Origin of the sequence: Salinicoccus halodurans (assembly GCF_900114445.1) — a bacterium.
GTDB lineage: Bacteria > Bacillota > Bacilli > Staphylococcales > Salinicoccaceae > Salinicoccus > Salinicoccus halodurans.
Genome location: NZ_FOTB01000001.1, coordinates 154,956 through 174,528, shown reverse-complemented (window position 1 = coordinate 174,528; position 19,573 = coordinate 154,956). Strand labels below are relative to the sequence as shown.

20 protein-coding genes are annotated in these 19,573 nt (G+C 49.3%); 2 read left to right on the top strand and 18 right to left on the bottom strand.

The features are described from left to right. Nucleotides 1-50: 50 nt before the first annotated feature. Together BM271_RS00845 and BM271_RS00840 are read right to left on the bottom strand one after the other, a co-directional pair. Nucleotides 51-1,601 carry a metal ABC transporter solute-binding protein, Zn/Mn family gene (locus tag BM271_RS00845; protein WP_046789756.1) on the bottom strand — a complete coding sequence of 517 codons (1,551 nt, stop codon included), beginning with the start codon at nt 1,599-1,601 and terminating at the stop codon, nt 51-53. A gap of 220 nt (nt 1,602-1,821) precedes the next feature. Then, complete coding sequence (locus BM271_RS00840; protein ID WP_234960354.1) at nt 1,822-2,112, bottom strand: SDR family oxidoreductase; 291 nt, start codon at nt 2,110-2,112, stop codon at nt 1,822-1,824. Between the two features lie 210 nt (nt 2,113-2,322). Here BM271_RS00840 and BM271_RS00835 point away from each other — a divergent pair, with 210 nt between their 5' ends. After that, nucleotides 2,323-3,582 carry a YeeE/YedE family protein gene (locus BM271_RS00835; protein ID WP_046789754.1) on the top strand — a complete coding sequence of 420 codons (1,260 nt, stop codon included), beginning with the start codon at nt 2,323-2,325 and terminating at the stop codon, nt 3,580-3,582. Between the two features lie 214 nt (nt 3,583-3,796). Here the strand turns inward: BM271_RS00835 and BM271_RS00830 are convergent, their stop codons facing one another. The 15 genes from BM271_RS00830 to BM271_RS00760 all read right to left on the bottom strand — a co-directional run bounded on the left by BM271_RS00830 (nt 3,797) and on the right by BM271_RS00760 (nt 17,972). After that, nucleotides 3,797-4,618: a PhnE/PtxC family ABC transporter permease gene (locus BM271_RS00830; RefSeq protein WP_046789753.1), complete on the bottom strand. Its 822-nt coding sequence runs from the start codon at nt 4,616-4,618 to the stop codon at nt 3,797-3,799. Then, on the bottom strand, nt 4,618-5,436 hold the full coding sequence (locus BM271_RS00825) for a PhnE/PtxC family ABC transporter permease (RefSeq protein WP_200795307.1): 819 nt from the start codon (nt 5,434-5,436) through the stop codon (nt 4,618-4,620). The genes BM271_RS00830 and BM271_RS00825 overlap by 1 nt, the downstream gene beginning before the upstream one ends. 4 nt (nt 5,437-5,440) lie before the next feature. After that, nucleotides 5,441-6,325 carry a phosphonate ABC transporter ATP-binding protein gene (gene phnC / locus BM271_RS00820; protein ID WP_082103652.1) on the bottom strand — a complete coding sequence of 295 codons (885 nt, stop codon included), beginning with the start codon at nt 6,323-6,325 and terminating at the stop codon, nt 5,441-5,443. A 64-nt stretch (nt 6,326-6,389) separates the two neighbouring features. Then, on the bottom strand, nt 6,390-7,439 hold the full coding sequence (locus BM271_RS00815; RefSeq protein WP_046789752.1) for a PhnD/SsuA/transferrin family substrate-binding protein: 1,050 nt from the start codon (nt 7,437-7,439) through the stop codon (nt 6,390-6,392). 102 nt (nt 7,440-7,541) lie between these two features. Further along, a complete protein-coding gene (locus tag BM271_RS00810) occupies nt 7,542-8,354 on the bottom strand; it encodes a PHP domain-containing protein (protein ID WP_046789751.1) in 813 nt (270 codons plus the stop codon). Next, complete coding sequence (locus BM271_RS00805) at nt 8,351-9,046, bottom strand: phosphonate C-P lyase system protein PhnL (protein ID WP_046789750.1); 696 nt, start codon at nt 9,044-9,046, stop codon at nt 8,351-8,353. The genes BM271_RS00810 and BM271_RS00805 overlap by 4 nt, the downstream gene beginning before the upstream one ends. A gap of 2 nt (nt 9,047-9,048) precedes the next feature. Then, nucleotides 9,049-10,242, bottom strand: coding sequence for a phosphonate metabolism protein PhnM (phnM, locus tag BM271_RS00800; protein WP_046789749.1), 1,194 nt, complete (start codon nt 10,240-10,242; stop codon nt 9,049-9,051). 12 nt (nt 10,243-10,254) lie between these two features. Then, the gene (locus tag BM271_RS00795; protein WP_046789748.1) at nt 10,255-11,097 is read right to left on the bottom strand and encodes an ATP-binding cassette domain-containing protein; all 843 of its coding nucleotides are present in this window, start codon (nt 11,095-11,097) and stop codon (nt 10,255-10,257) included. Then, entirely contained in the window at nt 11,094-11,936 is an 843-nt protein-coding gene (locus tag BM271_RS00790) for an alpha-D-ribose 1-methylphosphonate 5-phosphate C-P-lyase PhnJ (RefSeq protein WP_046789747.1), read from the bottom strand. The genes BM271_RS00795 and BM271_RS00790 overlap by 4 nt, the downstream gene beginning before the upstream one ends. Then, nucleotides 11,936-13,006 carry a carbon-phosphorus lyase complex subunit PhnI gene (locus BM271_RS00785; protein ID WP_046789746.1) on the bottom strand — a complete coding sequence of 357 codons (1,071 nt, stop codon included), beginning with the start codon at nt 13,004-13,006 and terminating at the stop codon, nt 11,936-11,938. The genes BM271_RS00790 and BM271_RS00785 overlap by 1 nt, the downstream gene beginning before the upstream one ends. Next, nucleotides 13,007-13,567, bottom strand: coding sequence for a phosphonate C-P lyase system protein PhnH (gene phnH, locus BM271_RS00780; RefSeq protein ID WP_046789745.1), 561 nt, complete (start codon nt 13,565-13,567; stop codon nt 13,007-13,009). It lies immediately after the preceding gene. Between the two features lie 13 nt (nt 13,568-13,580). Then, complete coding sequence (locus tag BM271_RS00775; RefSeq protein ID WP_046789744.1) at nt 13,581-14,000, bottom strand: phosphonate C-P lyase system protein PhnG; 420 nt, start codon at nt 13,998-14,000, stop codon at nt 13,581-13,583. Nucleotides 14,001-14,147: 147 nt separating this feature from the next. Continuing rightward, nucleotides 14,148-15,224, bottom strand: coding sequence for a nuclease-related domain-containing protein (locus BM271_RS00770; protein ID WP_074924519.1), 1,077 nt, complete (start codon nt 15,222-15,224; stop codon nt 14,148-14,150). Nucleotides 15,225-15,417: 193 nt separating this feature from the next. Further along, entirely contained in the window at nt 15,418-16,842 is a 1,425-nt protein-coding gene (gene nhaC / locus BM271_RS00765) for a Na+/H+ antiporter NhaC (protein WP_046789743.1), read from the bottom strand. A gap of 35 nt (nt 16,843-16,877) precedes the next feature. Next, a complete protein-coding gene (locus tag BM271_RS00760) occupies nt 16,878-17,972 on the bottom strand; it encodes an NAD/NADP octopine/nopaline dehydrogenase family protein (RefSeq protein ID WP_046789742.1) in 1,095 nt (364 codons plus the stop codon). A gap of 131 nt (nt 17,973-18,103) precedes the next feature. Between BM271_RS00760 and BM271_RS00755 the strand changes: the two genes are divergently transcribed. Then, nucleotides 18,104-18,727 (top strand): LysE family translocator, encoded by a 624-nt coding sequence (locus BM271_RS00755; protein ID WP_046789741.1) that lies wholly within the window; start codon nt 18,104-18,106, stop codon nt 18,725-18,727. A gap of 59 nt (nt 18,728-18,786) precedes the next feature. Here the strand turns inward: BM271_RS00755 and BM271_RS00750 are convergent, their stop codons facing one another. Further along, nucleotides 18,787-19,527 carry a GntR family transcriptional regulator gene (locus BM271_RS00750; protein ID WP_046789740.1) on the bottom strand — a complete coding sequence of 247 codons (741 nt, stop codon included), beginning with the start codon at nt 19,525-19,527 and terminating at the stop codon, nt 18,787-18,789. Nucleotides 19,528-19,573 lie beyond the last annotated feature (46 nt).

The following is a 19,573-nucleotide window of genomic DNA, read 5'->3' as shown; positions in this document are numbered from 1 at the left end:
CAGAATGACGACTTCAGGATTCAAAGTCAAATGATTATGTGCCGGCCGTTTTAGTGATGCAGCATCTCCTCCACGATTTCATCCCCACTCATATCCAGGGGATAATACGTCGGCCAGTGGTACATCTCCTGAAGCATTGCTTCCCTGTCATCCCCCATATAAATATGGAAATGATGGCTCTCCATCGGACTGATGCCATGGTCGCTGAACTGGATGTAACGCGGCAGTTCTGCATTTTTATTCTCAGGATCCTTCAGGGTGAATAAATACCTCACGCCCCTGTTGCCCGCCTCATACTCAAGGATTTCGTATCCATCGTATACATATTCTCCCGTATGGGATTCCCCGTTTTTTTGGAATGTCATCATATTGCCTGTAATCTCTATTTTTTCAACATCCGTCCTGTAGCCGGCTGTGTAATATTCCTCATACTCAGCTGCGGTCATCTTCCCGTCCTCTGCCTTGTGTTCAAAGACCGGGGCGAGAGTTCCGTCCTGCAGATAAGGATAGACCGACTGCCACTTGCCTTCCCAGTCGGAAAGGTCACGGTCCCTGACATCCCCATCATCGAAGTAGCCATTGTATACATCTTCGTCGACACTGTGATCATGATCATGTTTCTCCGAAGCTTCCGATGCATTCTGTTCCGCTTCTGCGTCGTCGTAATCATTCAGTGCCCTGTCGAGCACTTCTATATTATGCCGCATCAGGGTCTGATAGTCCGTATCCGGATTATCTTCATCCATCAGGACAGAAAGATTATGGAAGCCGAGCTGTTCAACCCCTCCGGCATCTTTGATGATGTCGGTGACTTTGTTTGATATATTCTGCTCAGTCAGAATATATTTCGAACCATCCGCTTTCAGGCCTTCCACCATATCAATCACTTCTTTTTGCGTTGGTTCCTCGTTATTCATTCCTGATACACCATGCTGGGTGAAGCCGTAACGGTTTGCCAGATAACCGATCGATTCATGGGAAATATAGACATTCTTCACTTTGGAATCTTCCGTGACTGATTCCAATGATGCATCCAACTCTTCGAGATCCGCTTTCACGGTTTCAAAATTCTCTTCATATGCCTCAGCATTATCCGGATCGAGTGTACTCAGTTTATCCTTGATCGCTTCAGCCATATCGATGCTGAGGACCGGGTCAAGCCATACATGAGGGTCAATCTCCCCATGGCTGTGGTCATGATCATCACCCTCCCCGTGGTCATGCGAATGCGTATCCTCGAGAAGGTGGCCGGTATCGCCGACCGCCTCCAAAATCTCGATATCCTCGTTCAATACATCCGCAATTTTCCCGGAAACAGCATCGAGCTCTTTATTCGTCGTAATGAAAAGATCACTTTCCGCATAACTCAGCATGTCCTTCTGAGTCGGCTCGTAACTATGTATGTCCGTCCCGTTCGGATAGATCGAATGCACCTCTGCATTATCCCCCGCAATCTGTTCCGTCAGGCTCTGAAGCGCAAACACCGTTGTATAGACCTCTATCTTCCCGCTTCCTTCACTCTCCTCCGGCGAGGCGGCACCGCATGCCGTGAGAATAATGACTGACATTGCTGATAAAAACCATAAACTTCTTCTGAACATAAAATCCTCCTTTTTACAAATCGTAATCAATACGTTTTAAAATTATAATCGTAATAGTTACGATTTGCAAGAGGAATTCCGATTTTTCATAATAAATTCAGCAAGCTGCTTTATCGGACATTGTAATTTCACTGTAGCCGATAACACCGCTTTATCGGACATCGTGATCCCATAAATAAAAAAGATACACCCGTAATTGGATGCATCTCCTCATTATCAATCAATATTTGTAGGATTGCCCGCCGTCAATCGGAATGACGGCTGCATTGCTGAATGTCGCTTCATTTGAAAGCAGGAACGTAACAAGGTTGCCCACTTCCTCCGGTTCCCCGAAACGTTTCATCGGGTTCACGCTGACGAATTCCTTGCCGGCCTCTTCCCAGTTTTCACCGCCCATCTGTTTCAATGAACCTTCAACCATCGCCGCCTCGACCGCTGTCGCCTGGCCAAGGCCCGAACCGGCACCTGTAATCAAAATGACATGATTATCCAATCTACCTAAAATGACCACTCCTTCATTAAATTAGCATTACACTGATATCTTCCTTTATGATGGAAATTTAAACTATAGTAACATGTGAAATATTGAATGTTTTGTTAAGAATAAAAACCCACAGCTCCCGACAGAATTTCCGGAGCAGACCCTTCCATTGACTTATCCATAGCAAAATACTATAATATTTAAATCATATTAATTTGCTAAGAAAAGGATGAATTATAAATGGTCAGCCATGTTCAGCCAGTCCAGCCGGTCAGTGAACAGAAAGATCCGGTGTACAGATCTCCTGCATTGAATGCACCGCAGAAATCACTGATTGCCGGCGGAATTCTCGTCAGTCTTGTTTTATTCATATATTTAGCCATTGCACAGTCAGTCATCCAGCCGGTCCTGTTGATACTCGGACTGCTGCTCGGATACACACTATTCCATGCACGGTTTGGATTTACCTCAGCATTCAGACGGCTGATGTCTGTCGGCAACGGACAGGCACTCCGGTCACACATGCTGATGCTCGCGGTTGCGGTGACTTTATTCGCACCGATTCTTGCGTTCGGCCTGTCATTCTTCGGTGAAAGTGTCGCAGGCTATGTTTCGCCGGTCGGTGTCAGTCTGATCGTCGGCGCATTCATATTCGGTATCGGCATGCAGCTTGGCGGCGGATGTGCCTCCGGTACACTTTACGCCATCGGCGGCGGGCGCTCCGTAATGTTCATCACACTGCTGTTCTTCATCATCGGTACAACAATCGGCGCGTATCATCTGCCGTTCTGGACAGAAGATCTCCCTTCAGCAGAGCCCGTTTCGCTTGCGACTTCGACAGGTCTCGGTTACGGCGGTGCCTGGATTGTGTCACTGCTGATTTTCGGACTCATCGCACTGATTACAATCATTGTTGAAAAGAAAAGGAAATCACCAAAAGTCGCGCCGCTGCCATCCGCACAGGGCTGGAAGAGGATCTTCAGAGGATCATGGCCGATGTTTGCAGCAGCGATTGCACTTGCGGTACTGAACGCACTTACGCTCATGACACGCGGTCAGCCGTGGGGCATCACTTCCGCATTTGCACTGTGGGGCTCAAAAGTGGCACAGTTCTTCGGAGTCGATGTCGCGAGCTGGGGATACTGGCAGGGCGAAGCAGCAACCGCGCTGCAGTCCTCAATATTTGCAGACTCCACGACAGTGCTCAACCTTGGTGTGATACTCGGCGCCTTCATCGCTTCAGCTGCAGGCGGCCTGTTCAAATTTACGAAAATAACAAAAGGCAATTTCTTCGCATCCGTCATCGGCGGGCTGTTGATGGGATACGGTGCACGCCTCGCATTCGGATGTAACATCGGTGCATACTTCGGCGGCATCGCATCATTCAGCCTCCACGGATACATCTGGGGCATCATGGCAATCGGCGGAACATTCCTCGCATTGTACCTGCGTCCTTTATTCGGATTATCCGTACCGAAGTCGAATGACTCGGTGTGTTAGAAACATAGATTGAAAACGACCAGCGATTAATTTTCGCTGGTCGTTTTTGTTGGTTGATGGACTTCGAATCTTATGCGACGTCCAGCTACATCATTTGCCGGACTTCGCAGCGCTCCCGACGTCCAGCAAAGCTGTTTGCTGGACGTCGGACCCCTGCAAAACGCCATAAACAGAGGAAAACCACCCTCCACGGGTGGTTTTAGTCAATCTCAATCTATGCTGCACTCTTCAGTTTATTCGCAACGAGCTCCAAAATCACTGCAACAATCAATATCATATATGTGATCATGCCGACTTCGTTCATATCGTAATAAAATGAGCTGGACATGAAGAGTTCATAGCCGATCCCGCCGGCACCGGCTGCGGCGCCCATTGCGACGGCGACTCCGAAGTTTATTTCAAATCTCAAAAACGTCCAGGCGATCAAGAATGATTTGGTCTGCGGTACGACGACCTGGAAAAGTATATGCGGGTAGCCGGAACCTGTCGCACGCAGTGCTTCTATCTTTCCTTCGTCAATCTCCTCGAATGCTTCCGAATATGCCTTCACCAGATAGGCCACCGAATGGAACAGCATCCCGATGACTGCGGCCACTGCGCCGAGTCCGGCTGCGATGGCGAAGATCAGTACCCACAGCACTGTTGGCACAGCCCGGATGACTGTGATGAAACCTTTGATCACCCGGCTGATCCAGGGCCGCGACAGATTCACTGCCGCACCGAATGCGAGGAACAGTGAAATGACGGCGCCCAGAATCGTCGACAGGAAGGCGAGCGACAATGTCACCAGCACCTGATACATCGCCGAACCGAAGTTCACCTGGTTCAGCTGCGGCTGCAGAAACATCGTCTTCAGGTTTTCAAGTGTCCCGATAATCGCCGGCCACAGCTCGAGTCCGCTGTAGTCGAGCAGAAAGAATCCGGCGACTGTAAAAATGGCAGTGCCGATCATCAGCATCCTGAATTTCAGCTGTCCGCTGTTCGGCTGGCTGATCTTGATTCTGCCTTTGCCGTTTTTCTCTATCAGACTCTCCATTATAATATCTCCCTTCTGATGAGGTTCGATATCCATTCGATGATCAGCACTGCAATGACGATTGCGAGCGTGATCAGCGATACCATCTCATAGTTCAGCTGTTTGTAGTACAGGTCGAAAAGATATCCGATTCCCGTGCCTGTCAGCAACCCGACCAGTGTGGCACTTCTGATATTCGTCTCGATCATGAACAGCACCCAGCTGAACATCTGCGGCATCGCTTCAGGAATCACCGCTTTTGCGATGACCTGCGGATATGTTGCGCCTGTCGCTTTCAATGCCTCCACTGTATCACCTGAAGCTTCATCGATCGTCTCGATGAATGCACGCACCAGGAAACCGAACGTTGCGAAGAACAGCGCCAGGAACCCCGTTGCCGCATTCGTACCGAAGCTAATCACGAGAATCAGTGCCCATGCCACAACAGGGATGTTACGCGAAACAGAAGCAGCCAGTTTGGCGGCATACATCACCACCGGGTTGATGGCTGTCAATTTCGATCCCATAATCGCAAAAACACCGGCGAATACTGCAGCAGTCGTCGTCGACACAATCGAAATCAGGATCGTTTCCCAAAGCAGCCTCAGCACATTCGACAGGTTGGCCAGAGTGCTGCCGCTGAACATCATGTTGGCAAACAGCCACTGGAAAGCTGCCGGAATCGACATCAATCCTTCAATGTGATTATAATTCGTCACTGCCCCCGCACCGAACACAAGGGCAATGATGATTACACCGGCGAAAAACAGTTTCATATGCTTTTTACGGATGACATTCACATCATTCGCATGCTGCATGTTCGTCTTATCCATATCCATCCACCTACTCCACAATCAATTCGTCTAGCTTCGATCCGTAAATGCGGGTGATCGCGTCAGAGTCGATCGCATCCGGTGCGCCGTTATATACGATATTGCCGTCGTTCAGGCCGATGATCCGGTCCGAATACTGTTTCGCCGCATCCAGCTGGTGCAGATTCACAATGATCGTTATATCCCGCTCACGGGAAATCCGGCGCAGATATTCCATGATCACTTTGGACGCATTCGGGTCGAGGGATGCGATCGGTTCATCACACAGTATGATCTTCGGGTCCTGGATCAGCGCACGCGCGATTCCGACACGCTGCTTCTGTCCGCCGCTCAATTCATCGCAGCGCTTATAAATCTGCTCTTCGATGCCAAGCTCCGAAATGATTTCGATTGCACGCTTCTTTTCCGCTTCTGAATAAAGGGAGAATATCCCCTGGAGACTGTTTTTATAGCCGAGGAGCCCGTGAAGCACATTTTCAAATACACTCAGCTTGTCGACCAGGTTATAGTGCTGGAAAATCATGCCGATGTCCGTACGCATGCTGCGGAGTTCCTTCCCTTTCATGGAAAGCGTCTCTTTCCCCTGGAAAGTGATCTTCCCGTCCGACGGCTCGATCATCCTGTTGATGACGCGGAGCAAAGTGGATTTGCCCGCACCCGACGGCCCGATGATGGACAGGACTTCACCCTGCCTGATATCGAACGTTACGTCTTTGAGCACTTTTTTCTTCCCTGAATATGCTTTGTCGATATTGTCGACCGACATGATGACAGGTGCGTCGCTGCGGCCGTTTTCCTGCTGTTCCTGCTTTTCCAAATCAAACGGAAAAACGATGCCGTCCGTCTTCTTCGCGGGCTGTGTGGCTAACGGTCTTTCTTTTGTTTTAACTGCCATTGAAAATTACCCTCCATATAAAAGAAGGAGAGGCGCGCCCCTCCTCCCCCTTCATTGATTCCTTTTATTGTCCAAGTTCTCTGACCGGGTCGAACCATTCATCTTCGACCTCAACGAATTTTTCATCTGCGCTTTTCGTGAACAATCCGCCCTCGGCATCTTCAGGAACGAAGATCTTTTCGTTGTTTGCCACTTCTTCTGATGCCATGACTTCTGTGATTTCTGTGATTTCCTCTTCACTCAATGTGTTCGTGTTGGCAACAAAAGGTGCATTCAGAACCGGCGTTGCCGAAAGGATTCCGAACTCTTCGCCTGCAAGGTTTTCAAATGGTGCCGCTGCATCTTCGGAAACTTTGTATATGGCTCCTACCGTGTTCTCTTCACCTTCGGAGAGTTCAACGTAGTTTTCCACACATGTGTCACAGAATGCAGCAAGATCCGCTTTTTCTGTCAGCAGGTTCACGGCCGACCCCTGGTGGGAGTTGCCGAACATAACTTCTGAGAAAAGATTGCCGTTTTGTGAAATGTTCTCGATTGAAAGGTCTTCGTATCCTTCCTGCTCACCAAAGTGGCTGACGAGTGTTGAGCCGGGCACTTTGAATCCGGATGTGGAAGATGCGGACACGAATGAGAATTTCTTGTCCTTGAAGTTATCCAGTGCATATTCACCGTCTTCCCCTTCGTACTGCTCCATGTTTTCAGGAAGTGCCGCAAACCAGCTGTAGTACATTGCGTCATCCAGTGTGCCGCTTTCGCCGGATGGGACAACCATCGGTTCGATCGCGTCGTTCCTCTCTTTAGCCTGTATGTAGCCTTCGGCACCCGTGAAAGCTATATCTGCATTGTCGTTTACAAGGCTTTCAATTGCGATCGCGTAGTCTGTAGTCAATTCGTGCTCAACCGTCTTGCCTGTCGCCTCTTCGATGATGCCGCCGATTTCGTCACGTGCATCTTTGAGTTCGTTGCCCGATTCGTTCGGATACCATACCATCGTCAGCGTGTCGTCCCCGCCGCCTGACTTGCTGTCCGCGTTCGCTTCATCGCCGCCTTCATTATTACTGCACGCGGATAATACCAAAGATAGAGATGCCAGACCCAACAACCACTTTTTCATAAGTTCATACAACTCCTTAATTTTTATTACTTCTTCATTAAACTTTGTTTTGCGCCCTCAGTAAACATGATTTACATATACTTAACAGTTCTTATACTAAAATTAATCAAAGGGAAGATTTGTTAATAGATTCTTATCAATCCCCACATCCACTTTTGCCCCGAAGTGTCCGTGATAGTCCGACCCGCCGGTAGTGAACAGATCAAACCGGTCCGCAAGCGCCTGGACACGCTCAAAATCCTCTGCCGTATGGTCCGGATGAAACTGCTCGATGCCGTCAATTCCAATTTCCACACATTCTTCTATCATGGCGTAGCTGTCGAGCTGCCCCGGATGGGCAATCACGGCAAAACCACCGTCGGCCTTGACGGCACGGATTGCGTCCTTCACATCGATGTATCTGATATCTCCAGCCGCGGGACCGTCACCCTTGAACAGCTTTCTATACAGATTCTGATATTCTTCTGAAGTAAAGGGCGCATCCGTAATCTCTTCCATGATGTGCTGCTTATAGATTGTCTGTGCCCCGCCGAGCCTTGAAGCGATCCGCTCGACATCCACATCGACGCCAAACGCCCTGATCTGCTCGATCTGCCGGAGTGAGTGTGCATGGCGGCGCCGAAGAAGCGGCTTGGTCAGTTCATGGATATTTTCGGCATTCAGATCATAGTCGTAGCCGAGCACATGCACTTTGCGGTTTCTTTTAAAGTCATACGCCGAAATTTCAATGCCGGGAATCAATTTGATGCCGAATTCACCTGCAACGCGCGAAGCAGGACGATATGTGGCCGTAATGTCATGGTCGACGAAACTCAGAACTGCCACATCTTTCTCCTTCGCCACCTCCAGCACCTTCCTGTATGAGTCCGAGCCGTCCGACAGACTGCTGTGGACATGCAGGTCAATCAGCGTCATTGCACATACCTCAGCGCTTTATCCGACATATCGAACACACTGTCGCACAGACCATCCATGAATTCCAAATCGTGGAAGATACCGATCAGTGTCGTGCCGTCCGCTTTCAATCTCGCAATCGCTTCGCGGACTTTCAGCTTTGAATCATTATCGAGGGACGCCGTCGGTTCATCGAGCAATAAAAGCCTCGGTGCCTTGACCGTCGCACGGGCGATATTGAGCCGCAGCTTTTCGCCGCCGGAAAATGTATTCGGATAGTTATCCCACAGAGACTCGGGAATATCATAATGGCGCAGGGCATCCTTCGCTTTTTCAAGCGCATGCTCTTTCGATTCGCCCATTTCAAGCAGCGACTCCGTCACAAGTTCCAGGCTCGTCGTCCGCGGCATCACTTTCAGGAACTGGGACACATAGCCGATTTCAGTCTTGCGCAGCCTGATCAGTTCATAGTCGTTTATTTCCAGAATATTGACCGGTCCGTTTTCCTTCGAATGGTACATGATGGCACCTTCCTCCGGCATATATGTGCCGTAGATGCTCTTCAAGATTGTGGACTTGCCGCTTCCGCTCCTGCCGACGATGCCCAGAAATTCACCTTTGTTCACATGAAGATTGATTTCCCCGATCGCTTTTCTTGTCTGATCCAGATGATGGATCGTAAATGATTTTGTTATATTTTCCACGCTCAGCATATTCACGCCTCCTCATCAATTCGGTAATGGTAGCGGGAAATGACGGCTCCGTCCACGATGCATTCTGTGATGACCGGATAACCTTCATTGAATTGAATCACGTTGATGTCCGCCTTCTTGCCTTCCCGGATCGAACCTATTTCATGGTCCATGTTGACAGCTTCAGCCGGATTCAGCGTAATCAGTTTGATTGCTTCCTCCAGAGGCATGCCTGCCTCCTCATGCAGCTTGAACACCGAATGCAGCATCGCGGCAGGGTAATAGTCGCTGCATAATATCGAGATGCAGCCTTCCGCAATCGCTTCCGCCGCATTCAGATTCCCGGAATGCGAACCGCCCAGCATGATGTTCGGTGCACCGGCAATCGTATGCTGGCCCTTCCCGTAGGCATACTTCGCCACTTCTATAGTGATCGGGAATTCGCTGATCGTCGTGCCCAAGCTTTCATTGAATTCGATCCGTTCGATGTAATCATCATCGTGGGACGCGACCGCGATGTTTTTCGACTGTGCCAAATCGGACAATTCCTTCATCTCGTCATAGCTGATATGTTCGTAGTCGAGCTTGTCCATCATCTTCTGTTCGATTTCCGTATCACTCATGTTCTGATAGCTTTTCATCGTATCTTTGTAGACCGACATGTTGCGGTACTGGCCCTGGCCCGGTGTATGGTCCATGAAACTCAAAAGGTGCACATTACCTTTTTCAATATGGCTTTTCAATAAAGGCAGCTGGGAGAGCGCATCGAGTTCAAACCGTGCGTGCAGACGGTGGCGGATCAGGTGCTTCTCGCCATGCGTCCGGGCGATCGCTTCAATCAACCTTTGAACATTTTCCGGTTCACGGATCGGCTTATGCCCGAACAGATCTTCACGGTATATGGACAACGAATGGAACATCGTCGTGATGCCGTGAGAGCTCAAAATGCGTTCTGATTCACGGATGCCGATATTGACGTCCATCAGGGATGTCGGGCGCGGCGCCACGATGCCTTCGATGTAGTCCGAATGGATATCGATGAACCCCGGGGAGATGTATCCGCCCCTGGCATCGATGGTTTTATTCACATCCAGAAGTTCCGCGCCGGCTTCCGCCATCGGCATGATGTCCACGATGTACTGGTCCTCGATGAACACTGCCGCGTTTTCGATGATTCCTGTTTCTGTAATGACGTTTCCATTTATGATTGCTTTCAAATGCCCGTCCTCCTAAAGGATTGAGTAGACCAGCTGCTGCGTATAGGCATGCTGTGGATCTTCCAAAATTTGATCTGTGATTCCCGCTTCGATGACCTCACCGTTCAACATGACCATCGTGCGGTCGCAAAGCATGCGTATGATTGCAAGGTCATGCGACACGACCACCATGCTGATGCCCATTTCACGCTGGATCTCTTTGATCAGTTCCAGGACATCCGCCTGGACCGAGAGGTCGAGCCCCGTCGTCACTTCGTCAAGCAGCAGAACCGGCGGATAGTTGGAGAGCGCCTTCGCAATCTGCACCCGCTGCTGCATGCCGCCCGAGAAATTGATCGGCGGATCGAACTTGCGGTTGAGCGGAATGTTCACCTTATCGAGGAAATGGTCGCCTGTCCCGGTCATTTCACCGACATTTCTTGAGCCTGCCGCAATCAGTTTTTCCGCGATGTTGCTCATGGATGAAAAGTCCATCTCGAGGCCGTACACAGGATTCTGATAGACCATGCCGAGGATTTCATTGCGGATCTGCCGCTTCGCCTGGCTGGACAGCCCGAAGACGTTGGACTGGCTGGTGTCATAGTCCGAAATGTGGTAACTGCCCCTTGAAGCTTCCTGATCGAAATAAAGCATCTTCATCAGTGTACTTTTTCCGCTGCCGCTCTCACCGACGATACCTAGGATTTCACCGCTGTGGAGATCGAAGGATACATCCCGGCAGGCGTGAACCGTGCGGCACTCCGGACAGACATTCTTATCCAGCACCGCATCCGTTTCCGCGCAGTACGCACATCCGTCTCCGTAAAGTTTGCTGACATTTTTCACGCTTAGTGTGATATTCTCCTTTTGTTTCATCTCACAGATCCTTCCTTATTCATTTCTTCAAGCATGTAGCTCGTATCGTTCGTGACGTAGTACGTCTCACCGGTCTCTTCATTCACCAGCTCATCCATGTAGACGCCCGTCAGTCCGGATTCCCGGCATGTAATGCCGTCGAAGGATTCCACTTCGAACGGATAATCTTCGAATGCGAGCGGGGTCACTTTCGTGTACGGCGGCACTGCATATATTTTCTTCTCCCGTCCTGCGCCAAGCAGGATCAGTCCGTCGTTGTTCTCCATCTTGGGATTGTCGAACCTCGGAATCGGGCTCGGTGCCATAACGTAGCGGCCGTTCACCAGTACCGGATAGTCGGCGTCATCGGTAATCGAGCCGTATTTCATGATCTGCTCGAACAGCCTCAGCCATGCACCGCTGTATTCCCTGTCCGCATGCAGCATCTTCGTGATGCGTTCCGACGGCTCCACCGGCCGGAGCGGTTCCGGAAGCGGCACCTGCAGCACCAGTATCTGGTACGGTTTGAGCGGCACTTCAGGGATGCGGTGCCTCGACTGGATGAGTGTCGCGGCGTCCGTGTAAATGGTATCCTGCACATCGGTCGTGTCCTGGATCAGCTTGCGGATATTCACCGCATTCACCGATTCATCCGATCCCTGATCGATCACTTTGACGGTGTCCGACTGTCCGACGAGCGACAGCGTCAGCTGCAGTCCGCCCGTACCCCAGCCCCGGGCGATCGGAAGCTCCCTCGATGCGAAAGGCACCTGGTAGCCCGGGATGGCGATCGCTTTCAACGTTTTTCGTCTGATCTCCTTTTTGGAGTTTTCATCTAAAAAGGCATAATTCTGCTTCATCAGTCCCTGCCTCCTTTCGTCTGTCTGACCCGGTCCAGTACGGACTGGAATGTTACGTAATGGGGCAGCTTCAGGTGTGAGATGAATCCTGTCGATTCGACAGAATCGATATGCAGCAGGACAAATTCATCGTCCGCTGTCGGCGATGCCTCCGCAGGATGACTCAGGCTGTAGTCCAGTACGCTCATCGCAATCGTCTTCGTCTCATTCTGGCCGAATGTGAGGCCGTAGCCGATCTTGAACGTCTTTTCGTGTGCTCTTTCACCTGCAGTTTCCGCCTCATCCGCCGGCATGAACGCCTCCACTTCAGTCAGTTCAACATCACCGATGTAATATGCATCACCGTCACCCGCCGGATCGATATGGACCGGCTGCTGACCGACCCTCACCTCTCCGATGTTCGGATGTGAAGAATAGCCGTAGCCTCTGATTTCCACATAGCCGAGCGAGGTTACCGCTCCGGTCTGTCCGCGTGTCAGCGACTGGAGCCGCTCGCTCCGGGAACTCGGAAATTCGATGGAACGTTTCGTGATGTCGTCAGGCGTCGAATTATCTTCCGGCTCTTTTGTAAATAAACCCTCCGACTCGAGGTAGTCGATCACCTTCGGCAGATTGTTCAGCTCGTAGTTGTAATCAGGCGGGATGTCCCCTTCTGTTTCCTCGCTGCCGTAAGTGACCGAGTCATCCAGCAGTCTGTGGGTGAAGTCCGGGGACGCACCCAGAATCTGACCGCCCGGTATATCTTTGAAACTCGCCGACACCCGGCGCTCCACGAACATTTCACGCGTATTCGTCACTGTCGAATAATAGAGCCTCGGCAGCGTCGAACGGTGCGCACGAAGCAGGAACACCGCCTCTTCCATATTGCCTTCAGCCTGTTTGATGGCATGCGACGCCAGCTCCCTGTCGTACAGACTCGCTTCCGACATCACCTGGTTGATCAGCTGGTTCATATTCGCCTTCACATGTTCCGCACTGATTTCCATTCCGGGAATGTATTTTTTATTCTTATACATATCGACGGACGCCTGGATCGCTTTCGTCCCGCCTTTGACCGCAACATAACCCATCTATTCCACCTCCGTAATCGTCGTTCTCGGAATCACCGTCAGCTGGTTGCGCCGGTCGATCAGGATCATATCGATGCCGAGCGGGAATTCGCTGCAGAGTTCCATTCTATGAATCATCCATTTCGGGTCGAAAGTCATTTCAATTTCATTCGCCGTTTTTATTCCCGGACCTTTGAGTGAATACTTCCGGCCTTCGCCGATCGAATCCACTTCAATGATCAGCGTCGCCGACTTTTCAGGAGAACCCAACGTACCGGTTTTTAGTGACCGCATCACGTCTTCGGTCAGTTCGTGCTCCTTTACAACAACGTAGTCCGCTTCGGAAAGATTTTCTGAAAACTGGCCGCCAGTCAAAGTCTGGAACTCACCCGGGTTCTTCTGATCCTGCGTATAAAAAGTGATTTCATTGTCGAATAAAGTCAGCACCGTCGCCAGTACGGCATCCGGGAAATTCGTGAAATTCGGTATATCGAAAGTGGAAATCCTAACCTCCCCCGGTCTGCTGAACAGATCCACCAGCTCGCGGTAATGCTTTTGCGTATTATGAACCATTGTCGTCATCAGCTGTTCCTCCTTATTCCGTCATCATGTCGAAATCGACTTTAGTCTTCAAAATCTCTTTCGTCCTGTTTTCTGTATATACGTATTCCTTTATTTCCAGAGCTTCAAGAATTTCTGCAAGTTCTTCATCCAGCGTGCCAAGGCTCAGGCAAAGATCGATAAAACTGGCCGCCATGCTGAGCTCCGCATCCGACCCTTTGACCACACCCAGACCCACCGTCTGATTCTGACGGATCTTCGTTTCAGTCACCAGCACCTCGCCCATGTAGAACAGGCTGTTCTCCGCGTGTTCCCTTACTTTGATCATCGTCAGACCTTCTGTCGGCTCCGAAATGATATCGTACGGGACCACGCTTTGGTATGTATCAAAAAATTGTACCGCTTCATCTCTTCCATACTTTATAAATAGTTGAGACCACCGTTTTTTCTTCATCAACTCAACCTCCTTAACTACACTCTAACTTGTTGCCAAGCTTACGAACTTTAAGGTTCTGTAAAGTATGTAAAAGAACTGTTGAGAAAATAAAGAGCGCATGACCATTTGTAAGTCATCCGCTCCGGCTGCACGTTTGCGAGTCTACTATTTGCATTCGTAGACGTGATATGCCACTTTCGGGTACACGATCTTTATTCGTAGATGTGATACGCCGCTTTCGGGTACACGATCTTTATTCGTAGATATGAAATCCTGGTCATGCTCATAACTCGAGTCATACCCTCCTTCAATCAGGACTTTCTTTAAATCATGTTCTGGAACGAGGTAATGGCTCTGTTTTCCGTCACCTTCCTTTACAAAGTATCGACTCAATCGCCGCTGAACTGACTGGCAATTGATAGCTCCTCCTAAAAATTCATGGATTTTCCTGCGTGTCATTTTCTCGCCCGGGAATAAAACAGAAAACTCAATCGCGGCCCGGACAATCAGCCGCTCAAATGGTTCTACACAGCCACACGCCTGACACTCAGAACAGAATCGCTTAATCATAATATCGAAGCTGCTGCACTTATGGCAGTTCACCCCGAATCTCACCTTCGCACTCTCATTCACAGAAACCGGATGCGGCGGCTTGATGATCCGCCTGGCAACTTCCTCCGCCAACCCTTTTGCCGAATGACCGGAAGTATTGTTATGCAGACTCCGGAAATACTGCTTCAACCGGTTCCGCATCACAAACAGTTCCGGATTTTTATAATCCGTGTGATCAAATATCATATATGGATTCACGAATACAATTTCCTTCTGCACTTCGAAATGCACGCCTGTATCGTAGCGCAGCTTTAATAACTTATTGACGGCAATGGAAACCTGGCTGACCGGGTCTTCGGAAATTTGATGCCCCCGCACCTTCCACACCCCATCTTCATATGAATAACTCCCGCTGTAATTTTTAATCTCATTCACTATCAACCGATCATCTGCGACTATCAACGTATCCAGCTGCACTTTCGACTCGCGGATTCCAAGCCAGACATCACGAAAAACGTACAACCGATTGTGTCCCACTTCCTCCAGCACAGCATCATAATCCCGCTCTCCCTCATATCCCGACCGATATCTTTTCAAATCCCGCTTCTCTTTCCCGGACAGCCCAGAGCGCGTCTCCAAAACCTCCAAATATATATGATTGGCAGACTTTCTCCTTTCAGTTACAAACATAAAATCCCTCCTTTTAATAAAAACCCCTCTACCTTATATATAGGCGAAAATGTCCGATTTGATCTTTTCAGAATTAAAAAAGCAGATTTTAAAAATCTGCCTGGATTTTTCAGTCGTAACAATGACATCTGCCAAAAATACCCATAAAAAAATCCCCCGACAATTATCAGGAGATTCCAATTCATTATATATCCTATTCCGCCTTCACCGCAGTCTGCCCTTCTGATTTCGCAATACCGATACCTGTTCCCGCATAAATCATCGCGAATACGACACAGAGATAACATGGTATCGCCCAGATCCAATAATCCGCCACGCTGACGCCAAGCACTTCCAGATAATAAATACCCGAAACGCCCCATGGCACAAATGGCAGCAGCATAGTTCCCGAATCCTCAAGTGTTCTGGAGAGATTCTTCGCTTGCAGCCCCTGCTTCGCGTAGGCATCCTGCAGCAGAACGCCGACCATGATGATCGAAATCGAAGCGACGCCTGCAGTGAACACAATCACTACACTTCCTAAAATCGTGACTCCGATCAGTTTCCACGTCGACTCGACCATTCTGGAAAATGTATTGAGTATCTTATCCAGACAGCCCGCCACTTCAACGATGCCTGCGAATGCATAGCCGCAGAAAATCGTCACTACGATGGTCGTCATGGAAAAAATGCCGCCGCGTACAATCAGCGATGTGACATTTTCCGACAATGATGCCGGATCAAATCCGGGATCATTTATCATCGCCACGCTGAATCCGTCAGCCATTGCAGTCATGCCGTCCACCAGTGTGAAGCCGTTTGAGAACATGCCGATGAAAACTGCCGCCACTGATGACAATAGCATCATCGGCACTACAGGTTTTTTGGCAAACGCACCCCATAAAATGATCGCGAACGGGATCAGCATGAATATATTCCAGTTATATATCGTATCCAGCTCGGTCAGTAAACTGTCTACATTCCCTGAAGATGCATTCGAGTAATCGGTGTTTATTCCCACAAAAAACCAGATGATCAGCCCGACAATTGAAGCGGGCACCGTCGTCCAGAGCATATGCTTGATGTGTTCATAAAGATTCACTTCAACGACCAGCGGCGCAAGGTTTGTCGTATCGGATAACGGTGAGAGCTTATCGCCGAATACACCGCCGGATATTACTGCACCGGCCGCCATGGCCAGGGAGACATCGAGCTCTGCAGCGATTCCCATCAGGGCGACGCCGGCTGTGGCAGTCGACCCCCAGGCAGTGCCCGTAGCGACTGAAACGACAGCTACGATAACGAAAGCCGTTACAAGGAAATATGTAGGACTGATGATCTGCAGACCATAATATATGAGCAGTGGCACTGTACCGGAATAGATCCAAGTGCCGATTATGATCCCAACCGCAAACAATATGAAGATTGCCGGCATGGCTGTCTTCAGCCTGGTGATGATTCCTTTCTCCATCTTATCCCATGAGACGCCGACCCGGAGGGCGATCAGTGCAGCATATGCAGCTGACACCAGCAATAAAGGCTGTATCGGGATTCCGAAATATCCAAATCCCACGCCGATGACCAGTCCCAGCACGATAAAGCATGATATAGATTCAAAAAATGTCGGTTCTCTCTTCATATATCCAAAGCCCCTTATTATACAGAATATTTAAATCAGACGCTGCCGAGCACCTGATTCAGTGTCCGGCCGGAAAATCCCAGTTTTTCCAGAGTCAGTCCCGACGCGTAAAAATCCTTTTCCAATAAAGTGCTCCCCAGAGTGATGACAGCGTCAATGTTCGGTGTACTTACTCCAGCGAGCCTGCCCATCTCAGACCATAAGACCAGACCGTTTGAAATGTCCTCCGTAAAGTATCTGGAGTTTATTGACACAGGTCCTTTTATCTTTGTATAGACTTCGCTCGTATTGAATAATTCCTGCAGGCTGCGTCCGTCATCCTCGAAATAGCCTCTGCCCGCTCTGCTTTCGACCGCATCTTCGAGAGTGTAGCCGAAAGATTTACCGATGGATATCCGTTCCTGCTCGATAGCGTTTAATAATTTGACGGTATGTTCTGTGATTCCCTCTTTGTACAGCCAGAATTCTCCATTTGAATAGTCGATCCTTCCGGCGTTCAGCAGGGCGGGACCGGGATGCACTTCAGGATTGCCGTTCTCAAGCGTCGTATGCCAGACGCTCTCTGCCGGAACAAAGCAGTCATACAGCTCCGAACATATGTTGAGCAGCCTGCCTGTTTCAGATGCCGGATAAGCTGCGAAGAACAGTTTCTTCACATACAGAGAAAGCTCCACCCTTGCTTCCTCCGGGAACGCACGTGTGCCGTATGTAAGCGAGTTCGTCTCTGCGATATCGAATGATTTATCAATGCCCATCTCTTTTGCCCGGTTCACAAATCTTACAGATCCCATCGATCCTGCACCGTTCAGAAGTATGACCTGGTCCTCTTCAACGACAGGCGCAAGCTGTTCGGCAATATTTTCAACCGCAAAGCCCGGTACTGTCAGCATGATGACTCCGGCACCCCTCACTGCCGCTTCAATATCCGTCGTGACATTGGAGAAGTCGACGAACTTCTCCCCATCCTCGTCCTGAAGCACTATTCGCCGTCTTTTTCTGATCCCCTCCAGATTCTGCGAAAAATCCGGCGAATCAAACAGGGAAACTGAAAATCCCCTGTTTGTCAGATCGGCGGCTGCAGTAATGCCGCCGTTTCCTGCCCCGATAACGGCGATTTTTTCAATTGTCATCTCCATCTCCCCTTTGTCTACTGTTGGAATTCATACTACCACAATACATATTTTAAAAAAAACATGAGATGTTTATCCCACTCGATTTGTGTTAAAATTGAAAAAATATAAAATTATAAGGAGGGACGGCCTTGGAGCTTCTGACCATCGCATCCTTTTTGGGTGCAGCCATAATACTGACGCTTGCACCCGGCCCGGATAACCTGTTTGTACTGGCCCAAAGCATAGGAAAAGGAAAGAATGCAGGCGTCTATACTACTCTCGGCCTCTGTACCGGCATACTCGTCCATATCACCGCTGCCACCATCGGGTTATCTGCGATCATCTATCATTCGACTTTAGCCTTCAACATCGTAAAATATGCAGGCGCAACGTATCTTCTATACCTCGCATACAAGTCTTTCAGGGATAAAGGTGGAAAATTCGACCTCAAAACCGAAGATTCCCTGAACTACAGGGCTTTATACAAAAGAGGCATCATCATGAACCTGCTGAACCCGAAAGTCGCCTTATTCTTCCTGGCCTTCTTCCCGCAATTCATCAATTATGAAACCGGCAGCGTCTCTGTCCAAATGCTGGTATATGGGTTTTTATTCCTGTTCATATCATTAGTGATTTTTGTTTTAATCAGTCTGTTTGCCGGAAAGGCAGGAAATCTGCTGCGCAAAAGCCCGACCATATCCAGAAAAATCAACCTCGTGCAGGGCACACTCTTTGCCATTATCGGCTTGAACATCGCCTTCAGCCAAAAATGATGTTTATAATTTTAAAGCGTACTGCATCGCAGTACGCTCGTATTATGGAATAAAACCCCTTAATTCACAGATCCCAGCGAGTGCTTGAACAGGTCGCTTCTATACAGGATCCGTGTCTGCTCTATTATATCGCCCGTGTCTTCATCCACTGTCTGCGATTCATAGACAATCAGCGGCACCAGTTCCTGGCATTCGAGTTTCCGCTGCTCGTTCAGTGTCGGGAAAGCGGTGTGTATCTGAGTGTCCACGGACTTCAAATTTACAATGCCATTCTTTTTATAATAGTTGAACAACGAACTCAATTGATTCCTGTCGTCATCAATCTCCGGAACAACGTCCTTCCGGATATAAGATACGTGAAGTGCGCAGGGGACATGATTGACAATCCGCAGCCGCGCCACTTTGTAAATCGCAATATTATCAGTCAAACCAAACGCCACCCGATATTTCCCCTGCTCTTTGTCCGTCGCATAACCCGCGAAAATCACTCTGCTTTCATACGGCACACCCTGTTCCCTCATCTTGTCTGAGAAACTTCGACGTCCGGACATATCCAGTTCAATCACAGGCATCTTCTCTTTTACAAAACGGCCGACACCCTGCCTGCTGCCGAGAATCCCCATCTTTTCCATCTGCACCAAAGCATTCCTCACAATAATCCGCTTCACTTTATATTCATCAGCCAGCACGTTTTCACTCGGCAGTTTATCACCGGGCTTCAGATCATTATTCAAAATCATTTCCTGGATGGCATTCCTGATGATGCTTTCATTGGAGACATTAAAACCAGATTGGTTCATTTTAGACCTCCGTCCCTATACTGTACAACAGTCCAATCATATATTT